Source organism: Tolypothrix campylonemoides VB511288_2 (assembly GCF_045999855.1).
Lineage (GTDB): Bacteria > Cyanobacteriota > Cyanobacteriia > Cyanobacteriales > Nostocaceae > Scytonema > Scytonema bouteillei_A.
In genome coordinates, this window is the sequence record NZ_JBFPMW010000001.1 from 147,137 (window position 1) to 167,368 (window position 20,232).

The window sequence follows — 20,232 nt, forward strand, 5'->3', positions numbered from 1 at the left end:
TGTGGTTCAAAAACATTTTTTAATCACGGTTACATTTACCAAGCATATTGCAATAGCGGCTTAGTGTGTACTCGAAGTACGAACGCGAAGACAATACTTATTTTTCCATCATCACCAGGAGCGGGTTAAGCAGGTAAATACCCAAGGCTACCCCTTTCAATGCGCTTAACCCACGCATCAGGGTAGCTCCCCTACCTCCTTCAAAAATGAAATGGGAGTTCCATAAATGAAATTTAAATCGCTAAATATAATTTAAATATCTCGATTTTTTTTAAAAAATACCGCGTTTTTCTTTTCATTTCTGTTAATTGCCGACTATGTTAAATTTTAGCAATTCTCAATTTCTAGGTATCGAGAAGTTAAGGCTATTTCTTTTAAAAAATCTTTTTCTATACATTTTCTTTTTTTATGTTATATGTTATTCATATAAATTTATTATTTTCTATTTAAATTTTATATAAATTTAAATAGAATCGTAAAATATACGATTTATGAAGTGTAAATTATTGAAGAAAAAGTAAAATTTATTGTCAGATAAAATGTATGAGTTGAAACAATGATTAACGAGTTTTGCATAAAGCAATATTTAACAATTTTTCTAGTTCAAAAAGCAATTGTTATTAATTATGAGATAGGCATTGAGCAGTGGAAAACTATAAGAGCATACTTAATCTCAGAAAACAGAGTCAAAAAATTGTTTTGACTCAAGATTGACCCAACAAGGAGCAGAGGCGGTGAACCAAAAGCAACCACAATCCCTTGAAGATACATTTGCTGATAATAGCAACATGGCAAAACTCATGCGAACTTATTCTAAATTAACCAAGGTGCATCAGAAAAAAGTAGCTCGCAAGCAGCAGTTGTGCGTTAAGGCAAAAACGGTATGTGTAGATGTTGGGAGTATTCTTGAGACTATCACTGGTGCCGTTATTGTAGTGGATTGCGAGTGGCGCTATCTCTATGTCAACTCCGAAGCCGCAAAGCTGATGCAAAAAACTCCACAAGATTTGCTTGGGTTGCAAATGTGGGAAGTGTTTCCAGATATTATAGGAACAAAATTTGAAAGAGAGTATAGGCGATCGCTCACCGAAAAAGTGCCTGTCAATTTTGAAGAGTTTTTCCCGTCCTACAATATGTGGTTGGAAGTTCGGGCGAATCCTTTTGACCAAGGGCTGGCAATTTCTTTTTCAGATATTACCCAGCGCAAAAAAGATGAGCAAGAGCGCTTAGAACTTTTACAACGCGAAAGGGTAGCACGAACTGAAGCTGAATCGGCTAACAGAATTAAAGATGAGTTTTTGGCGGTATTATCCCACGAATTGCGATCGCCCCTCAACCCCATACTGGGTTGGGCAAAAATGCTAAGAACTGGTAAGTACGATCGAATAGCAACTGACCGTGCTTTGGAAACAATCGAGCGGAATGCTAAGTTACAAGCACAACTTATTGAAGACTTGTTAGATGTATCTCGTATTTTACGTGGCAAGTTAGTCTTAAATATCCATCCGGTTAACTTAGTAACAGCAATAGAAGCTGCGATCGAAACAGTACAGTTAGCAGCACAAGCTAAAGCAATCCAAATTTATACAGTTTTAGATTCTCATGTAGGGTTGATATCAGGAGATACAAATCGCCTGCAACAAATCTTATGGAATTTGCTCTCAAATGCTATTAAATTTACACCCAATGGAGGACGAGTAGAAGTCCGCTTGGAACGAGTAGAAGGCGAAGACAAGGGAGACAGGGTAGAAATGATTGAGGGCTACGCGCAAATCACCATAACAGATAGTGGTAAGGGGATTAATCCTAAATTTTTACCCCATGTATTTGAGTATTTCCGACAAGAGAACAGCACTACAACCCGTAAATTTGGTGGGCTGGGCTTGGGGCTAGCTATTGTTAGATACCTAACGGAAATGCATGGTGGCTTGGTAACAGCCCACAGCCAGGGAGAAGGACAAGGAGCAACATTTACCGTCAAATTGCCAATTGTTAGCGCTCCTCAAAACCAACTTGGAGAATCTGAAGATTGCCATTCCCGAGACTCCATTGCCCACTCTTCACTTCAAGGATTGCGAATTCTGATAGTAGATGATGAAGCTGATATTCGACAATTAGTTGCTTTTATTTTAGAAGAGTCAGGAGCCGAAGTCTGTATTACAAAATCAGCCAGTGAAGCACTCGCTGTTATGGAGAAATCAGTGCCAGATCTTTTGGTTTGTGATATCGGTATGCCAGATGTAGATGGTTATATGCTGATGCGTCAGATTCGGGCTTTGCCACCAGAAAAGGGAGGTCAAATGCTAGCAGTTGCGCTGACAGCTTATGCAGGAGAGTACAATCGAAAACAGGCTCTAGCTGCAGGATTTCAGATGCATCTTGCCAAACCTATAGATCCAGATATATTTATAAGGGAAATCTCTCGCATATGCTCTTATATCACAAAAACTAAAGTTTTTAAATAATTTCTAATTTTCCTATACTATACTTAACAATCAAAGTTCTAGCCTTGGAGACAAAAGTGGTTTTATATTAATCCTTATCAGGGATTGAAGTTTTTATAACAAAATATGTCTCCCGATCCGAAGTCATCACAATCGAATCCTCTTGGCTTTGATGAATTCATTGGCATTTTAGTTGCCTTTGCTACTATTGGAGTCATTCTATTCTGGTCATTTTCCCGTAGAGAAGGCTCTAGTTGGAATATGACTGGGCTACAATTACCGTTACCGACAGCCTCAACGTCTCCAAACTCAAGCATTCCACCAGAACAACTCATTCTACGTGGTAACGAACCTACTAAAACTCCATTAGTCCCTCAGGAAGCAACACCTGAAGATGAGTTACCCCCAGTTAGCCAAACAGAGCCCAAGGAATCACCACAAGCACAAATACCTTTGTTAATTGCTCCTGAAATATATTCTGTAGAAGAATATCGCGCAGTGACTCCTTCAGAAAAATTACCAACTATCCCTCCTCCCATTGCATTCACGGATATACCGAGTGACTTTTGGGGGCGTCGCTTTATTGATAAACTTTCTTCCCGTGGAATTATCAAAGGCTTTCCCGATTACTCTTTTAGACCCAACCAGCCCGTCAGCCGTGCTGAATTTGCTGCTATGGTGCAACAAGCCTTTAATACAAAAGTACGTAGCAAGGGACTCTCGTTTGAAGATATATCAGAAAAGTACTGGGCTGCTCCTGCTATCGATCGAGCTATCGGCGCGGGATTTTTAAAAGGTTACCCAGACAAAACATTTAAACCCCAGCAGAAGATTTCTCGAGTGCAGGTGCTAGTTGCTCTTGCAAGTGGATTAAATTTGAAAGAGTCTTCCCCCCCAGGGCAGGTTTTAAATCTTTATGAGGACGTAAAGGATATTCCTCAATATGCGATCGCTAAAGTAACGGCGGCTACTGAAAATAGTATTGTGGTCAACTATCCAGACGCAAAGTTTCTTGCCCCAAATAAAGAAGCTACCCGTGCTGAGGTAGCTGCTATGATTCATCAAGCTTTGGTAAGAACGGGAAGGTTACAACCCATTAAATCTCAAAATGTTGTGACCCTGCCTTAGTAGAGATCAAAGAAAGGGCTGTTAGTAGTTGATGGTTAGTCGTTAGTGGTTGAAGTTTAGTGGATAGTATAACAACCAACAACTAACAACTAACCAGTTACAATTTTTTACCCTTCCAAACCGTCTTTGCCTACAACTTGTGACTTCAGTGATGCTATTTCACCAGTTAACTCTTGCCTGGTTGAAGCTTTTAGTAAATAGCGGTAGACAAACCAAGCAGAATAACCAATACCAATCAACTCAAAGGTTGGCGCTACCAAAGGAAAATCATTCAGAGCATCTAAGACTGCCAGAACGACTTTGACAGTCACAATTGCTGCTACGATTAAACCAACAACGATGAGAGGTTGTTTGTATTTGTTGAAAAATCCTCCCAGGTATTCAGGCAGTGATGCCAAAAAGCTAGAAGCTTGTTCTCCATATTTTAGCCATTGCTCTTGAGACTGCACGGCAGGTTGGAGTTTGGTTATGGTTCCTGTTTGGTTGTTGATATTTGGCACTGTTGCCTCTGAAGACTTTGTTTCCACAATTTCTGGTTGTTGCATTTCCGCTTCCATAGTTTTCAAAGTTAATTTACTTTTATCCGGACAGTTACAACCAAAAGGCTGTTGTATAGGCGATGCATCAGCGCATCGACACAACTGATTTGGGTAACAAGGAGAGTTTTAGTTGCCTATAACCATAATTGTCCCTCAATCAGCAGTTCATCAACTCCAAGGTAGAAGATAGTAGAAGTGGCAGTAATAACCTATTGGTTATTTGAAATCAGCATTCAACAGCCCGTTATTTTACGAACCCGAATCCTGAGTCTGGGGTTATTACCTGCGGCACGATCGCCAAGATAAGTACTCTTTTCAGTACAAATCATACTAAAATCGCTTCACCTCTTAGTTTATACAAACCTAAATGCCGATTTTACCCGATATTTAAGTTATCTTAAGCTCTAATGCTCTATTAAGGCATTTTTATTAGTTTTTATACTGAAAAAAAGTTATCTAATATACTTTTTGCTAAAGACAGACAATTTTTGGTATCGTCAGAACCGTGCCATTGTTGATTTCTGGGTTTGCATTTGGGCTTGAGCGCTCAAGCCCTACAAATGCAAGATTGAGTGTTTCAGAGGGTGGATTGCACCACCAATCTTAAAAATATGTCTTTCCTGAGTCCCAATCTCCGACCCCCAATTCCTTTTTAGTCCCAATCAGGTATTTCGCTACTATCTCCACCAACACCAATCCCCGTATTGAAGATTTCAGCATTGGTAATGTTAAGGTTATTCATTGATGCCCCATGGACGTTGGAGTCGTAGATTTTAGCTCCTGCAAAATTGACTCCGTTGAGATTAGCTTCTTTGAAATTTACGTTTGTTGCAAAAGTTGACGATAGGTTAGCACCAGCCAAGTTCGCACCAGTTAAGTCAGCACCTTCAAGATTTGCATCTGTTAAATTCGCTCCAGAGAGATTTGCATCTCTCAAATCAGCCCCAATCAAATGAGAACCACTGAGATTGGCGTTAGATAAATCACAACCAGTACACTCTCCGGTTTTTAGTAGCCTTTGTACGTGCTGCGGATTGGCTGCGCTAACCGAACTAGCTAAGAGCAGGGGTGTTGCGATCGCCATAGTAGCGAGAAGTTTAAATTTCATACATTTTCCCCCTTCTTTTTACGAATCACTTCCGGTTTTCTCCTCACAAATCTATTATCTTCTCAAAATGCTTTTGATGGTAGATTGACCGCACAAATAAAGTGTGATACCGATCGGTCTTGCTTTTAATTGGTCACCAGTCACTGTATAATGCGCCTAGTTCCCATCATTAATACAGATCCTAACAGTCACAATCTGCCCTGAAGTCTGCCTTGAGTTGTTAGCAATTGTCTGTTTTAGGACGTAAATTTTGCTTTCTCACCGCAGGTTCTCCTGTAACTTAGGTGTAGTTAGTGGGTAATAGAAAGACTAACACTCTTCAATAGCTTAACTGTGACCATAAACCCGCGATCGGTAACTAGTGACACTTATAAGTTCGTCCGTCATTGGCAGTGATTGTAATTAAGTCATAACTAACTACAAATTCATATGGCCCTTTTCCAGAACACACCTTGATGTCAACAAAGGTATTTTGTTCTCAAGTCAAAAGTCATAGAAGTAGATAGTAATTGATTCACCTAGCGACTGATGAGATTTCAGCTGGCTCGGATTTACCTGAGTAGTAGGGTCTTCCGTTTAAGGAGTAAAAACAGTGCAACTCAAACCGATAAATCAGCAAGTTGTTGTTTTAGTGGGAGCTTCAAGCGGTATCGGTCGTATTGCGGCTCTTCAATTTGCGAGTCGAGGGGCAAAGGTGGTCGTTGCCGCTCGCAGTCAACCAGGGTTACAGTCTTTAGTAGAAGAAATCCAAAACATGGGTGGTGATGCAACCGCAGTCGTTGCTGATGTCACAATATTTGACGAAGTGAAAGCGATCGCAGACAAAGCGATTGAAGTTTACGGGCGAATTGATACCTGGGTACACAATGCAGCTGTAGAACTCTATGCTGCTTTTGAAGTGACAACACCTTTAGAATTCAAACGAATTGTTGATGTTAACTTAATGGGGCAAGTACACGGTGCAATGGCGGCGCTACCACACATCAAGAGAGAAGGGCGCGGAGCTTTAATTCATGTTTCTTCAGTTGAAGCAAGACGCAGTTTGCCATTACAAAGTGCTTATGCTGCTTCCAAACACGGAATTGATGGCTTCTTGGAATCTCTTCGTGTTGAGTTGATGCATGAAAAGGTACCTATTAGCGTTACAAATGTTATGCCCGCTTCAATTAACACACCCCTGTTTGACAAAGCACGTACAAAGTTGGGTGTAAAACCAGTAGGTGTACCGCCTATTTATCAGCCCAGTCTTGTTGCTAAAGCCATTGTTGAGGCTGCGGAGCATCCAAAACGCGATGTTGTTGTCGGTGATGCTGGCAAAGTTATTCTTTTCGCTCAAAGAATTTCACCAAGCTTGGTAGATGCATATATGGCACTGACAGCATTTAGCGGACAGAAGACAAATCAACCAAAGTCAGAAAATGCTCCCGACAATTTGTTTGAACCCATTCAAGGTTTTGACCAAATTGAGGGTGACTTCAGTGACAAAGCCCGGTCTTGGAGTTTGTAATGACAGAGCTTTAGTGCTACTTGGTAAAAGATAGCTTCTCTTGGTCGTAGAGGATGTCCGAGAAGTATCAGTTTTTATACATAATTTTCCCAGTACCCCTTAAAAAGACTTGCGTATACCACCGTAGCTTTATAAGGGGAGCTACTGCAGTAGAACTTTGATACGTCACCAAAAACTTTTCAGACATCCTCTTATAACTTGGCAATCTATCCGTTAGGTCATTTTTTTAATTAGAAAATAAATAATTTCTTACTTGCTAAGTCAATATGTATGAATTCTGAATGATTTATGAATTTTTTTCATGAATGATTTAGGATTGCTAGATATCTTTCTTTTGTGTTTTGCGATCGCTATAACAAATGTATAAGTTATTGTTTGAGATAAATTGGCAAGAAGTTTTTGTTCCTAGCGTATCTATCCTTGAACTTGTTCTGCGCGGAACACTCGTGTACCTATCTCTATTTTCAGTTTTACGTGTTATGCCAAGCAGACAAGTAGGAACACTAGGAATTGCCGATCTACTTGTGGTGGTGTTGTTTGCTGAAGCTGCTCAGAATGCTATGGCTAGTAATTATTCATCCATTACCGAGGGAGGAATTTTAGTAGGAACTGTCATTTTTTGGAGTTACTTTTTAAACTGGTTAGGTTATAAATACCCACAAATTCAACGCTTTTTAAATCCGCCTCCACTCCTGTTAGTGAAATATGGCAGGTTGATCGAACGCAATTTGCAAAAGGAACTTATTACGAAGGATGAATTGATGAGCCAACTCCGTCAGCAAGGAGTGGAATTACTTTCTGATGTCAAAAGAGCATATATGGAGGCTGATGGAAGTATTAGTGTCATTCCCTATGAGCCTTCAAACAATCGTTCTACTGTCGGAAAAAAAATTTGAGTTTCCAAATGACTTCCCTAGCGGGCTTACAAAAATTTTGACATTTGTATAGCTTTTCTGGCAACGTTTATCAAAGAAGTCAAGACAAATTGGTAGAACTCAAGTGGATGTATCTTCCTTAGTCACCGTTTCAATTATTTTGCTGCTTTTAGCCACTGGGGTTGCCTTGTTAACACGATGGCTTCGCGTTCCATATGTTACAGGGTTGGTGCTGGCTGGTTTGCCAATTACCGAGTTATTTTCTCGTCGTATTGGTTTAGAGCCAAACCTTGTTTTGAATCTTTTTTTACCGATTTTAATATTTGATGCTGGCATTAATACAGATATCAGCCGCCTGCGAAGCACCTTTAAACCAATTGCTCTCCTGGCTGGTCCTGGGGCTGTGTTTTCCAGTGCTATTATTGCCTTTGTCTTAAAATTTGGGTTGGGGCTGGCTTGGATACCCGCTCTATTTGTAGGAGTCATTCTGGCAAACACAGATACGGTTTCAATGATTGCTGTCTTTAAGGAGATTCCAGTACCCTCACGACTTTCTACTATTGTTGAAGGAGAAACCTTATTCAATGATGCTGCGGCTCTAGTTTCGTTCAACCTGCTCGTGCAAATCTATTCGACAGGTTCGCTCACGTTTCTAGAAGGAATCCAACAGCTACTCTTTATCGCTTTAGGAGGCTGCGGAGTGGGGTTAGTCTTGGGTTACTTAAGTATACCTATATTTACTCGTTTAGACGATCCCCTAAGCAGTCTCTTACTAACTGTGGCAGTTGCATTAGGAACTTTTCAGGTAGGGCAATTTCTAGGTGTATCAGGTGCTGTAGCTGTAGTTGTTGCCGGACTAATCTTTGGAAATTTTGGGCTTTCTCGCAATGCTTCCGCTTCTAGTCGCATTACCTTATTAAGCTTTTGGGAATATGCTAGTTTTACTGCCAATACCTTTATTTTTCTGATGATTGGTATAGAAATCAACCCGATAACGCTGTTGAAAGCGTTACCTGTGGTTTTACTTGCAGTTTTAGCGTATCAAGTCGGGCGAGTTCTTACAGTCTACCCACTGCTAGCAGGGGTTCGTTGGTTTGACCGTCCAATTCCGCTACGCTGGCAACATTTACTCTTTCTCGGCAACATCAAAGGTTCACTCTCAATGGCTCTAGCGTTAAGCTTACCTACTACGTTGCCTGGGCGAGAAGGTCTCATCGCTTTAGTCTTTGGCAGCGTGTTGATATCATTAGTAGGTCAGGGATTAAGCTTGCCCTGGTTTGTAAAACGCTTAAAATTATCTAAATTTTCTAAGGCTCAGCAACAGGTTGAAGAATTACAAGCTCAATTAATTACGTCTAAGGCAGCCCAGGATGAATTAGACAGTCTGTTGAAGTCAGGAGTGTTGCCAAAATCTGTCTATGAAGAGATGCGATCTTCTTACCAGGTGCGAATCGCTGGGGCAGAAAAGGCACTCCGAGAATTGTATAATCGTCGCCCTGAGGAGTTTGAAACCAAAAGTGGCGAGTTGAGTAAACTAGACGCTATTCGTCGTCGTTTACTGCTTGCAGAAAAAGGAGCACTTAATGAAGCAATGCGTAAGCAAATTCTTTCGGAAGATATTGTGCGAGGGCGGTTACAAACTATTAATGAACAGTTACTCCAACTTGATGATGATTTGTAGCTGTTCAAGATCTTTGTTTTGGCAATGAACCTTTGTCGCTATTTTGACTTTTAATGACTTTACCAGGACTGGTAAAAGAAATTCCTTGCTGAAAGTCAGTACCAATCATGATTGCCTCTACTATCGGTGAAGATATTTCTGTTTGAGCTACCCACTCCACAATAAAGTTTGCACCTAAACCGCCACTGGTATCATTTCTATTAATGAAAAAATCTGTTGAAGCTAGCGCATCAAGTTGAATGGGACGCTCTAAATACTGCTTAACTAATTTTCCCTCTGAGTCATAGTAACGTACAGAAGTGACAATCATTGGATTTGCTAAATCTGTATTGCGAATACTGAGCGTAGCCGCTAAACTGAAAACTTCCTGCTGATTGTGATGATAAATATGGGAATAAATAGGAACATAGATTGTTTGACCCGTTGCTATCTTAAAATTTTTATCTAGAGTCACAACCTGATAAGATGGTCTTGCTAGATTTTTCTTTGGTTGTGGCTTTGGTGTCATCTCAGTTGATTGACAAGATACAAGAACAATTAATGTAATTGCTAAATAAAAATATTGATAAAGCTTCATTAGACTATTTACAGCCTTCCATAAAATCGATGACTTGATGTAGAGACCCAGGTTTGGTCACAATCAGTATAGTCGAACCCGGTTCTAGGACGGTACTACCGTTAGGAATCATCAAATCTTCGTGAGGATGAGGTTGATAGCCAATAATGAGAGAGCCAGTAGGAAATCGAAAATCTTGAGCAATTTCGGCAACGCTACGACCAACGACGTAGCAACTGTTTGGAATAGCAAGTTTTAAAACCTCAATTTGTCCTTGCTCAAAATGCATCATTGATTCTACTTGCGGATACTCAATAGCATTCACCATTGTTGAAACTGCTAGTTCAACAGTACTAATAACATGAGTAGCTCCTGCCAAACGCAGTGGTTCAGCAAAATCAGAATGGCGCATCCGAGACAAAATATGGGAAACCCCATAGTGTCTGGCAAGAGTTACCATTGCTAAGTTCAACGCATCATTTCTGAGAACAGCAGCCAGAGCATTAGCTTTACGAATTCCAGCTTCTAATAACACTTCTGTACTGACCGCACTTCCTTCAAAAGCCATCGCTCCTACCTGTTCGCGAGCATAACGGCAAGCCGTAGGGTCAATATCAATGACGGCAACAGTATGACCTAGTTCTACCAATTTTTGAGCCAAAGAAAGCCCTATTAAGCCTGCTCCACCAATTAGCACGTACATAGCTGCTCCCGATCCTATTTGAAATTCACCAAAAGGAACATGACCCAAAGGTGTTAGAGTTTTACGATCGCTCACCTCAATCACTCTGTTTCAGTCATGTTTCCGATGAGTTTTTCTCAAGCCATCTTTATGTATGGAAAATAACAGTCACCATAGGTAATAACGCTAAGAGGAAGCTTTTCCAAAACTGCAAGTTCGATCGCCCTATGGGCTGCGGTTCTTTTAGCAAAGCTTCTATTCTCTGTTCCAAACGGTCAACGCCACTCGAACCTAAAGCCGCACAGCAAATTTCTGAGGAGACAGGTGGGGTAGTAGCTACCAACAATAGCGATTCTGCAAGCAGTAATGGGTCTACTTTCGATGCAGCGTAGACATCAGCTCGAAGTTCGCGCAATGTCAGCAGTTCTTGCCACAAAACTTCTGTGTTGGGCAACCAAGCAGTGCAAAAACGCGCCCATCCCAACCAAAAGAACCAAAACGTGTCTCGGTAGTGAAAATGTCCTTGCTCGTGAGCAAAGACTGTTTCTAATTGATCTGGGGTAAGAGTTTGCAGCAGCCCTTCACTGAGGACGAGTTGAGGTTGCCAAAATCCAATTTGACCGGCAAATAATGCTTTTGTATTGAGAACTCTCACTTGCTGACCTGCAATGTTAACTGGGAAACAATTGCGGGTCGATTGGATAGACTTCCATCCTTCTACTGCCAGTTTAATGCACGAAATGGCAATAAAAGCAAGAATAATTAACGCTAAAACATAGCTGAAACAGCCCGTCTGCAAGCCGCCCATTTTCCCTTGGGGTCCCATGCACAGTAGAGCAATATCTGTCATAAAAATGAGCAATGGGGGAAAGAGAAATAAAAAGAGTGTTTTTTGCCATCGCTCATTCCAGTTACCTGAAATTTTAGTCGATTGAGACCTCATCCAATAAGCAACCGTTAAAGCAGCTAGAATCATCAAAATGTGCATTATTTCTCCTCCCTGGCTTGGCGTGCGGCTTGAATGCGTTTCGCGATCGCTTGTATTTGCTCGGTAGCAGCTTCATCAAGACTATCAGCAAAAGCAGCGACTACATCGGGATTGCCTACCGCTAAAAATCGTCGTAGCTGCTCGTGTGCTCGAATCATCTCTGCTTGCTGCTGTGTGACTAATGGTCGCCAGTAAAACGCTCGCCCTTTTTTGTCGCAGGCTAGCCAACCTTTGTCTGTGAGGCGACGCAACACTGTGGTAACCGACGTGTATGCTAACTCTCGGTTGGGATCGGCTAAGATGCGATCGTGTACATCCTTAACTGTAGCCGAACTCAGTTCCCAAATAATACTCAAAATCTCTGCTTCTAAGGGACCTAAGGACAGTTGTTTGGGGCGGTAGTTTGGTAAAGGTGCCATGTCGGTTTGAATTTTTAAGAGGACATCTAGCTTAAAGCAAGGGTTACGGTACCCTATAGTTTAAGCCAAGCACAAGTTGTTCGTGCTGTCTGTTCTTTCTTTAAGATTACCTCTATCTTTCAATCGATAAGTTTTTCCTGCTATTGTGATAGGAATTTCCAATGGATACTTCCTTGGATTTACCTTCTTTATTCACAGTGGTTAGTCCTTACACTAGTTAGAATATTTGTCATGAGTATAAATCATTATTAAATCAGGTGTAACCAATCCGTGAAGCTATACATTTACCATACCCCGGAGTCAACTCCAGTACACGAAGTCCCAGAATGCGCGATCGCAGTGGACGTACTGCGAGCCACGACTACGATAGCGACGGTCTTGTCTGCTGGAGGCGAAGCGGTTGAAGCTTTCAGCGATTTGGATAAACTGATGGCAGAGAGTGAAAAATGGTCTCCTGAAAAACGCTTGCGAGCAGGAGAACGGGGTGGGGCAAAAGTTCCTGGCTTTGATTTGGGTAACTCTCCTCTTGATTGCACGCCGGAATTAGTACAAGGACGGCGTTTATTTATTAGTACCACTAACGGCACTCGGACTTTACAAAGAATACAAAATGCTAGAACTGTACTAACGGGTGCTTTTGTTAACCGTGCGGCAGTCGTGCGATATCTTGTAGAAAAACAACCAGAAACAGTTTGGATCGTTGGCTCGGGTTGGGAGGGTAGTTTTTCTCTGGAAGACACAGCCTGTGCGGGTGCAATTGCTCATACTGTCTTACAACAGACAAAGTTGTCACCTAATGAAGTTGCTGGTAATGATGAAGTGATTAGTGCGATCGCTCTCTACTCCCAATGGCAAGACAACTTACTCGGGCTATTCCATCATGCCACTCATGGCAAACGCCTGTTACGCCTCGAATGTCATGAAGACCTGAAATACTGCTCTCAAACAGATATTTTAGATGTTTTGCCCATGCAAGACAAACCTGGAGTTTTAAAGAATTATTAAGCATAAAGGATGAAGGATAGAATATTTTTTCGTGAACTACCCCAACTTAGCTTGCGCTTGAAGTTGGGGCTTCCGTACTCAACGGCGAGTGCCTCAACTTAGACTTTCGTCCGAGTTTTGGTCTTACCTCCCCTCCTACGGCAGAGACGGCTGAACCTTCCGCCCTTACGGGTTCACCAGTTGCTTCAACGGGGGGAACCCCCGCAACGCACTGGTTCACCTTTAGCATTCTGATACCCTCTGCTTGAATATTGGTTGCTGCGTTGACATCTCTATCGTGATGAGTACCACAGTGCGGGCAAGTCCATTCCCTCACATCTAATGGCATTTCATTCATTTGATAGAAACAATTCGAGCAGAGTTTGGAACTAGGGAACCACCTATCTATCTCTACCAACTTTCCACCTTTGCGTTCTAACTTATAGGCTAAAAAGTTGGTGAACATTCCCCAGCCACAATCAGATATTGCTTTTGCCAAATTGTGATTGCGAACCATGCCTTTGACATTAAGATTCTCTACTATGACAGCTTGGCTATTGCTGACTAACTTGTAACTAAGTTTATGTAGAAAATCTTGCCTTGAGTTACTAACCCGTTCGTATACTTTGGCAACAACTTTTCTATATCTATTTCTTGATTTACTTCCTTTTTGTTTCCGTGCTAATTTTTGTTGCTTCCGTTTTAGGTTCTTTTCATGCTTTGCGATGTGTTTGGGATTGTCGTATTTAGAAATCTTTTCACCATCAGTCACGACAGCAAAGTGTTTCAACCCTAAGTCAACTCCATAAATTTTCCCCTCTGAGGTAGTTGGGTTTTCGCCCTCTACCTCAGTCAAGATAGATGCAAAATATTTACCTGTTGGTGTTTTGCTAACGGTAACAGTCTTAATTTTACCCTCGATTTCCCTGTGAATTTTAGCCTCAATAATCCCAAGATTACCTGGGAAACTTAGATTACCTTCTATCACTTTGACGTTTTGAGGATATTGAACTGATTGCTTACCGTGCTTAGGTTTGAAGCGAGGAAAACCAGTCCTACCTTCAAAAAAATTCTTGTACGCCGTAGTTAGGTTGAGTGTTGTAGCTTGCAAAACTTGGCTATAACAATCAGCTAACCAACAGGTATCTTCTGTTTTTTTGAGTGCTGGTAAAAGTGCATTGAGTGCAGAACGTCCAAGCCCTTTACCAGTTTCTTTATAACTCTCAATTGATTTATTGAGAGCATAATTCCACCACCATCTTGAAGCTCCGAATATTTGAGCTAATTGTGTTTGTTGTTTTTTGGTTGGGTATAAACGAACTTGTATAGCTTTATGCAGCACTCAATACCACCTCCTTGATTTCCCTATTTTATCACAATATATAATTTGCGATAAAGCGCCTCAGAAAAAATATTTGGAAATTGCTCGGACATCCTTTATGGATGTACCTCACAATCTCCCGGCTATCCATCCCCACCGCATGGCGGATGGGGAATTTCGCCGAATTCGTTAAAATCTGATACTTTCTTCATCCTTGATACTTCATACTTTCTTGTACTTGATCGTGTTATTCAATTTTTCTGATAGCTGCGCCAATAATAAACTGATACTTCCACAACCGATACCAACAATCATGATGGTTAATTCTCCATTTCCCCAAAAGACGGCTTTGGGTTGGTAGAGGATAACACTGAGAGTTGTGAGGGCTGATAAACTACCCAAGACTAAAGACAGCCTGACACTAAAATCAGAAAAAGTGTAAAGTTTTCCGTGATTGAGTAGATAGGCAATCCAGGGAACCCAAACGGCAGAAAGGTAAGCGGTATAAAACAAAAGAATTAAACCAATAATTTCTCCTCCCTTAAGAGCGATCGCTAGAGCAAATAGAGCATTTATAGCTGCAATTAAGACAACATGCCCTTGAAATTGCGGTAAAATTTGTAAGTCTAACAGAGTCTTGGTTTGTACTCGCAAAACACTACTGCCCAAACCCAAACATGGTACAGCTAACACCCCTATTAAGAAGATACCTAGAGGTTGATTTGTTCCATGCCCAACCCAAGACAAAATATAGGGAACAACTTGTTTGGCATCCAAATTTGCGGGTAAAATTCCGGCATTTTGAGCAGCAATAACGACAGTAGAAGGGAGAAAAGCTAAAGCAATTATTGCTATAGCCGCAACGAGACAGCCAAGATAAACAGTACGTACATCTATAGCTTGAACCATATACTGGTGACATTTCATGTCAATCACTACCAGCAAGGTTGTAGAGAGGGAAACACCGATAACTTCAGCCAGACTCACTTGGTGCAGGGAGGTAATAAATTCCACAGGAGCTTGCACGTAGTTTGGTAAACCGTGCAATACCCACAGTGCGTAAATCAACCCCACAATATTTAGTAAGAGAAATCCTCGAAACAGCCAACTGACTTTCTCAACAGCTAGTAACGAGAGCACCCAAAATAACAACGTCACCGTCACCATAATGGGTAATTTGGGTATTCCCACAATAGCGAGAATGGAAGCAGCTGCAATAATCTGAACAGCACCGATACCAATAAATGACATCCACGACATCAAGCCAACGCCAATCTTCACCAAGTTTCCATAACGGTTTCCCAGTAACGTCCAAATTTGCTCAATCTGCGTCCAATAGAATTTTGCGATCGCCAAGCTAGCAATAACTCCCAATCCAACAGAAACTGCATACAAACTCCCCATGACTCCTGAAGACATAGCTTTTTCAGCAGTTCCCAGAAGAAATCCCAATCCATAATGGGCAGATACCAGTAATGTTGCTAAAGAGACAATACTTAGTTTTCGGTTTTCAGAGACTTCCATTATCTTTCCGTAGATCGTTCAGCATCTACCAGTTCACTCAATAATAGACGCTATTGCTTGACCTGCTAAATACCCAGTTGTCCAGGCACTTTGAAAATTAAATCCACCAGTGATACCATCTATATCTAAGATTTCTCCTGCAAAATAAAGTCCTGGAACTAACTTGCTCTCCATTGTTTTAAAATTAATTTCCTTCAGGTTAACACCACCACAAGTGACAAATTCTTCTTTAAAAACTCCTTTACCATCAATTAAAAATTGCCCTCTGGTCAGTTCTTGGACTAATAGATTGAGTTTTTTACTGGGAAGTTCCGCCCAACGCATCTCAGGAGCAATCCCAATACGAGAAATTATATATCGCCAAAGCCGATGTGGTAAGTCCACACCGCGATGCAAGGACATCGCCCGCTTCCCCCATTCATCTTTTACCGCTAAAATTTGTTGTCGGACTGCGTCTGCCTTAAGATGAGGTAGCCAATTGATATGTAGAGTGGCTTTGTAGTTGTTAGAGTGTAACGCTCTTGCAGCCCAAGCAGAAAGTTTGAGGACAGCAGGACCGCTTAAACCCCAATGAGTGATTAATATCGGTCCGAGTTGTTCTATGGCAGGTTTGTCTGGTACTGTTAAGGACAAACGTGCAGATTCAACGCTGACACCAGCCAATTCTCTAAAGTTTTCATCGCGGATATTGAAGGTAAACAAAGAAGGAACTGGTGGTTCAACAGTATGTCCCAAATCTTTAGCCAATCTGTAACCTACTGGGTTGCTTCCTGTAGCCAACAACAAGCGATCGCACTCCAAATTTTCCCCTGATTTGAGAGCAATTTTAAAGCGATCGCCAACCGCGTTAATAGAAGCAACTGCTTCTCCGGTACGCAAGTCTACTCCAGCTGTTTTTGCCGTTTTCATTAAACAATTGGCGATAGTTTCCGAACTATCGGTGATGGGAAACATCCTACCATCTGCTTCAGTTTTTAAAGGAACTCCTCGATTGGCAAACCAAGCTACTGTATCCTTAGCTTGAAAGCGGGTAAAAGCACCAAGCAGTGCTTTTCCGCCTCTTGGATAATTTTGCACTAACCCTGATGGTTCAAAACAAGCGTGAGTGACGTTGCAACGTCCACCACCAGAGATCAAAACTTTATTTAAAGGGTGACGACTGGCTTCAAGTAAAGTCACTTGAGCCTTTGGATTTGCTTGGGCTGCTGCGATCGCACCAAAGAAGCCAGCCGCACCGCCACCTATAACAACTATCACTAAAGGTTTCACTGTCACTTCTTACTCCCCAATCCCCAATCCCTTTTTACACATTAGATTTATACATTTGCGACATAATACCAGTCATACTATCCAACCAACCGGCAAAATCAAGTACGGCTGCTGTGGTGGTTGGGGGTTTGGAGATCAGAGAATCTTCCTGAATTAAACGGGCAAAATTAATTTTAATTGGACTAGATCTTTTTTCGCCTCGACTGTTAAAAAACTCAACCCCAGCTAGTTCCAGAATTTTAATGACTTCTTGTGCCATGATACCATAACCAATTGTGGTGGGATGTATGCCATCTAACGAGAATAATCCGCCTTGATGTCTTCCTTTGGCATCAGAAACCAAGAATCGCGTATCGGGTTTTGGATTAAGCTGTTCCAAAGCAGGAGGTAAATTATACGGAGTCCACCAACTTGGACGACTTGCCCGATCTTCTTCTACCAAGTAACGCTTATATGCTAACCGATCTAATAATGAAACCATCTCGAATACGTACCAATCTTTTCCTTCGCGTCGTCCTTGCCGCACTGCTTCTACTATAGATTCATTATATTTATCAATCGCACTATCAATGGCTCTTGCTTGATTAGCAGTGAGATGAGGATGACGCTTGGCATCAAATCTTTTTTCATCCAACCACACGGGAACGTAGTACGGGTAATAACGAGAACCGGGGGAAGCTTTTTTCCCCACTTGTGAGGGATTGATACCTTTTACAAAGGGTGGAATCGTAACGTGAGGGACTGTTGCCCAAATGACGTGACGTGCTTTAATTTGCTTGACCTGTTCTACAATCAGATCCAACTCAGCTTTAAAATGACTGGGTTGCCATACTGTGAAGCGATCGTTCACGCTCATATCAGTATAAGAGTCTGCTTCAGACCAAACTGCTTTAAACGTTAAAATACTACCTAAAGCATTGTTTGCTCCAATAGCAACAATGAGAGTTTCAATTCCATCTCCTTCTTGGCTCAAAGCTTTTGCTGCACCGAGAGGAGTTAAAGCTTCTCCATTTTTATCCCTTGCTGTATCTAAAACTCGTAACGTAGCAATTTCGTTAGCGTGTTCGGGAACTTGTTTTAAAGAGTTGAACTCATCATCATCCTTGAAAGGATTATTGAGAATAATATCTCGAGCAGTTTTGGCTGTGCGAGAAAGTGTATTCCGTAAATCCCAACCGTACATAGCTAAATTATGATTGATTAATCCCTTTTCTGGAGATTGAAGAGAATTTTTCGCCCACCCTTCCCAATACTTTTCGTTGGCATCAAGATAATTTCTCAGCCACGGCAGTATCATAGCAAAGTCTATTGCATTGATACCATCAGCTACCTGAAAGCGTTTGCCCAAATCTCTCGCAAACTTTTCTAGATTTAATGGTAATCCGTTCCCTGGACTGTCGTATTTAGGATAGCGAAATTGCTCGCTACAACCAAGTTCGCGGGCAATCAGTGCGGGATAAGACAAACTCGTATTAAAAATTGCTCCACTTTGGTAGCCTTGGGTTAGTGAGTCGCCAATCGCGACAAGACGATGAGCTGGCTTCCCCTGTCTGTTCGCTGTAACAGGTATTCCCAAAGTTGGATCGCTTTCCGGTTCGCGAGCTTCTAGGCGAATTGCTGCTTTTACCTCATCAGGTGTATTTTCTAATCCTTCTAAATACTGAGGTGCTACATTAGGAGAAAAATCAGTCATAGATTATGCTTGGTTACTTTGGTACTGCAAATATAACCAATAATAAGGATGACGGGCTCCCTTTCCACCTGAAAATTACCGATTTTACCGAAAGAATGGGTTTAAAGCCCCGTCCTTCTAGGACGGCTTTTTCTTTGTCTTCAGAGTTCTGATGAGTTCTCTGAGTACATCTGATTTTGTTCTCCCCACAGAAGCGCAATACTCTTCGAGTATGAGGAGTTCATAAGACCAATCGTTGGCTGAAGCTGCAAATACGGGGAGAGTTGCGAATATGGAGAGAGTCGTGAATGCAATTCGCGAGAAAATTAGAGTACACATTTCCGTTATCCTTTCATAAATACTGATTCGTGGATACAAATCGTCTGATGTGCCCTTATATTGAGTCAAGCAGATCGCGGATTGAGACATATGTCGGTTGAGTTGAGCTTCATAAAACTCAGCAGTCGCAGGATGTTAAGCTTTGTGTCCTCAACCCAACAACAGTCAGGATTGAGTAATCATTCGCGCTCTTTAAGCGAATTGGCGGTTGAGCCAGTCCTGGACGTGCTCCTACTCTTTTTTTATTAGGTGTACGATCGCAAGGACATCCTTAATCAATTGACTACAGGAATTAGCTTTGTAACCAGTCTCCTTACCTTCTATTTTGGTTGCAAGTTCACTTAATAATCTAAGCGCTTCACTTACTTAATACTCGTAATAGTGATATTGAAGTGGGGATTTTTCAACAAGTTCAGCAATAACTTTTGCTAAAAAATCAATGTTTAGAGGTTTTTCTGTGTATACATCAAACCCAGACTTAAAAGCTCGTGCGTGTTCATCTTGTGTAGTTAAACCTGTTATGGCGATAGCTGGGAGATACTTGTACTGTTGACATTTTTCCAAAATTCTAATTTGACGTATTAGGGAATAACCATCTTCATAAGGCATTGCAATATCGCTGATTAAAACATCTGGTTCCCACTGTGCTAAAACTTTTAAAGCTTCTTTCACTGATTTCGCTAACCTGACCACTACAGAAAAACCTTCAAGAATTAGCTTCAATAATTCCAAGCAATCATCATTGTCATCGACTACAAGTACTTTTAACCCGTCTAAGGATTGATTTTGACTGTCAGAAGTAATCATTACAATACCTCTAATAGGAAAAAGCGGTAAAAATCGGTAAAAATTAGAAAAAGCAATAATTTGTTATTTGTTAGCTCTGTTATGTATTTATAATTACCACTATTTTTTATTCACAAATATTAAAACTTTCTATATTAAATAATTCAAGAGTCATAAGAGGACGGACTTTAGAAATACAACTTCCATATAGCAACGGAAAATAATTGATATATTAACCTTGAAAAAGTCCGGAAAAATCCTCTAGAAACTGCTTCTAAAAAGTATATATCTCAAAAGTAAGAAATTAATAATTGTATAGGTAGTATCACTTAAACTTAATATTTAGCATCAAGTGAAGGAGTGAGGGTAATTAGCCAGCACGCAATGAAACTTTATCATCGAAACTTAGA

At 41.1% G+C, this 20,232-nt stretch carries 17 protein-coding genes; 6 read left to right on the top strand and 11 right to left on the bottom strand.

The genetic code is table 11. The annotated features are described in order from the left end of the window. Positions 1–734: 734 nt before the first annotated feature. Positions 735–2,465 carry a PAS domain-containing sensor histidine kinase gene (locus tag AB0756_RS00655; protein ID WP_038077312.1) on the top strand — a complete coding sequence of 577 codons (1,731 nt, stop codon included), beginning with the start codon at positions 735–737 and terminating at the stop codon, positions 2,463–2,465. Positions 2,466–2,570: 105 nt separating this feature from the next. Beyond that, on the top strand, positions 2,571–3,572 hold the full coding sequence (locus tag AB0756_RS00660; protein ID WP_038077241.1) for an S-layer homology domain-containing protein: 1,002 nt from the start codon (positions 2,571–2,573) through the stop codon (positions 3,570–3,572). 107 nt (positions 3,573–3,679) lie between these two features. On the opposite strand, the gene AB0756_RS00665 is transcribed toward AB0756_RS00660, so the two are convergent. Continuing rightward, a complete protein-coding gene (locus AB0756_RS00665) occupies positions 3,680–4,129 on the bottom strand; it encodes a CAAD domain-containing protein (protein WP_038077243.1) in 450 nt (149 codons plus the stop codon). 634 nt (positions 4,130–4,763) lie between these two features. After that, positions 4,764–5,219, bottom strand: coding sequence for a pentapeptide repeat-containing protein (locus tag AB0756_RS00670; RefSeq protein WP_038077245.1), 456 nt, complete (start codon positions 5,217–5,219; stop codon positions 4,764–4,766). Positions 5,220–5,811: 592 nt separating this feature from the next. On the opposite strand from AB0756_RS00670, the gene AB0756_RS00675 reads away from it, so the two are divergent. The 3 genes from AB0756_RS00675 (at position 5,812) to AB0756_RS00685 (ending at position 9,282) form a co-directional block, all read left to right on the top strand. Beyond that, on the top strand, positions 5,812–6,726 hold the full coding sequence (locus tag AB0756_RS00675) for an SDR family oxidoreductase (protein ID WP_038077248.1): 915 nt from the start codon (positions 5,812–5,814) through the stop codon (positions 6,724–6,726). Positions 6,727–7,085: 359 nt separating this feature from the next. Continuing rightward, complete coding sequence (locus AB0756_RS00680) at positions 7,086–7,622, top strand: DUF421 domain-containing protein (RefSeq protein WP_038077250.1); 537 nt, start codon at positions 7,086–7,088, stop codon at positions 7,620–7,622. Between the two features lie 103 nt (positions 7,623–7,725). Then, positions 7,726–9,282: a cation:proton antiporter gene (locus AB0756_RS00685; RefSeq protein WP_038077252.1), complete on the top strand. Its 1,557-nt coding sequence runs from the start codon at positions 7,726–7,728 to the stop codon at positions 9,280–9,282. Positions 9,283–9,286: 4 nt separating this feature from the next. On the opposite strand, the gene AB0756_RS00690 is transcribed toward AB0756_RS00685, so the two are convergent. The 4 genes from AB0756_RS00690 to AB0756_RS00705 form a co-directional block, all read right to left on the bottom strand. Continuing rightward, positions 9,287–9,859 (bottom strand): DUF3124 domain-containing protein, encoded by a 573-nt coding sequence (locus AB0756_RS00690; RefSeq protein ID WP_038077282.1) that lies wholly within the window; start codon positions 9,857–9,859, stop codon positions 9,287–9,289. A gap of 4 nt (positions 9,860–9,863) precedes the next feature. Then, positions 9,864–10,541 (bottom strand): potassium channel family protein, encoded by a 678-nt coding sequence (locus tag AB0756_RS00695; protein WP_038077315.1) that lies wholly within the window; start codon positions 10,539–10,541, stop codon positions 9,864–9,866. Positions 10,542–10,668: 127 nt separating this feature from the next. Further along, positions 10,669–11,508 (bottom strand): M56 family metallopeptidase, encoded by an 840-nt coding sequence (locus AB0756_RS00700; protein ID WP_038077286.1) that lies wholly within the window; start codon positions 11,506–11,508, stop codon positions 10,669–10,671. After that, positions 11,508–11,927, bottom strand: a complete 420-nt coding sequence (locus tag AB0756_RS00705) for a BlaI/MecI/CopY family transcriptional regulator (protein ID WP_038077290.1) — start codon at positions 11,925–11,927, stop codon at positions 11,508–11,510. The genes AB0756_RS00700 and AB0756_RS00705 overlap by 1 nt, the downstream gene beginning before the upstream one ends. 270 nt (positions 11,928–12,197) lie before the next feature. Between AB0756_RS00705 and AB0756_RS00710 the strand changes: the two genes are divergently transcribed. Continuing rightward, positions 12,198–12,932 (top strand): 2-phosphosulfolactate phosphatase family protein, encoded by a 735-nt coding sequence (locus AB0756_RS00710; protein WP_038077294.1) that lies wholly within the window; start codon positions 12,198–12,200, stop codon positions 12,930–12,932. 46 nt (positions 12,933–12,978) lie between these two features. Here the strand turns inward: AB0756_RS00710 and AB0756_RS00715 are convergent, their stop codons facing one another. The 5 genes from AB0756_RS00715 to AB0756_RS00735 all read right to left on the bottom strand — a co-directional run bounded on the left by AB0756_RS00715 (position 12,979) and on the right by AB0756_RS00735 (position 19,843). Next, positions 12,979–14,253 (bottom strand): RNA-guided endonuclease InsQ/TnpB family protein, encoded by a 1,275-nt coding sequence (locus AB0756_RS00715; protein WP_038077297.1) that lies wholly within the window; start codon positions 14,251–14,253, stop codon positions 12,979–12,981. Positions 14,254–14,454: 201 nt separating this feature from the next. Further along, positions 14,455–15,756, bottom strand: a complete 1,302-nt coding sequence (locus tag AB0756_RS00720) for an SLC5/6 family protein (protein ID WP_038077299.1) — start codon at positions 15,754–15,756, stop codon at positions 14,455–14,457. Between the two features lie 33 nt (positions 15,757–15,789). Next, positions 15,790–17,025, bottom strand: coding sequence for a BaiN/RdsA family NAD(P)/FAD-dependent oxidoreductase (locus AB0756_RS00725; protein ID WP_038077317.1), 1,236 nt, complete (start codon positions 17,023–17,025; stop codon positions 15,790–15,792). A gap of 34 nt (positions 17,026–17,059) precedes the next feature. Continuing rightward, a complete protein-coding gene (locus AB0756_RS00730) occupies positions 17,060–18,718 on the bottom strand; it encodes a hypothetical protein (protein WP_038077300.1) in 1,659 nt (552 codons plus the stop codon). Between the two features lie 684 nt (positions 18,719–19,402). Next, the gene (locus AB0756_RS00735) at positions 19,403–19,843 is read right to left on the bottom strand and encodes a response regulator (RefSeq protein ID WP_038077302.1); all 441 of its coding nucleotides are present in this window, start codon (positions 19,841–19,843) and stop codon (positions 19,403–19,405) included. Between the last annotated feature and the right edge of the window lie 389 nt (positions 19,844–20,232).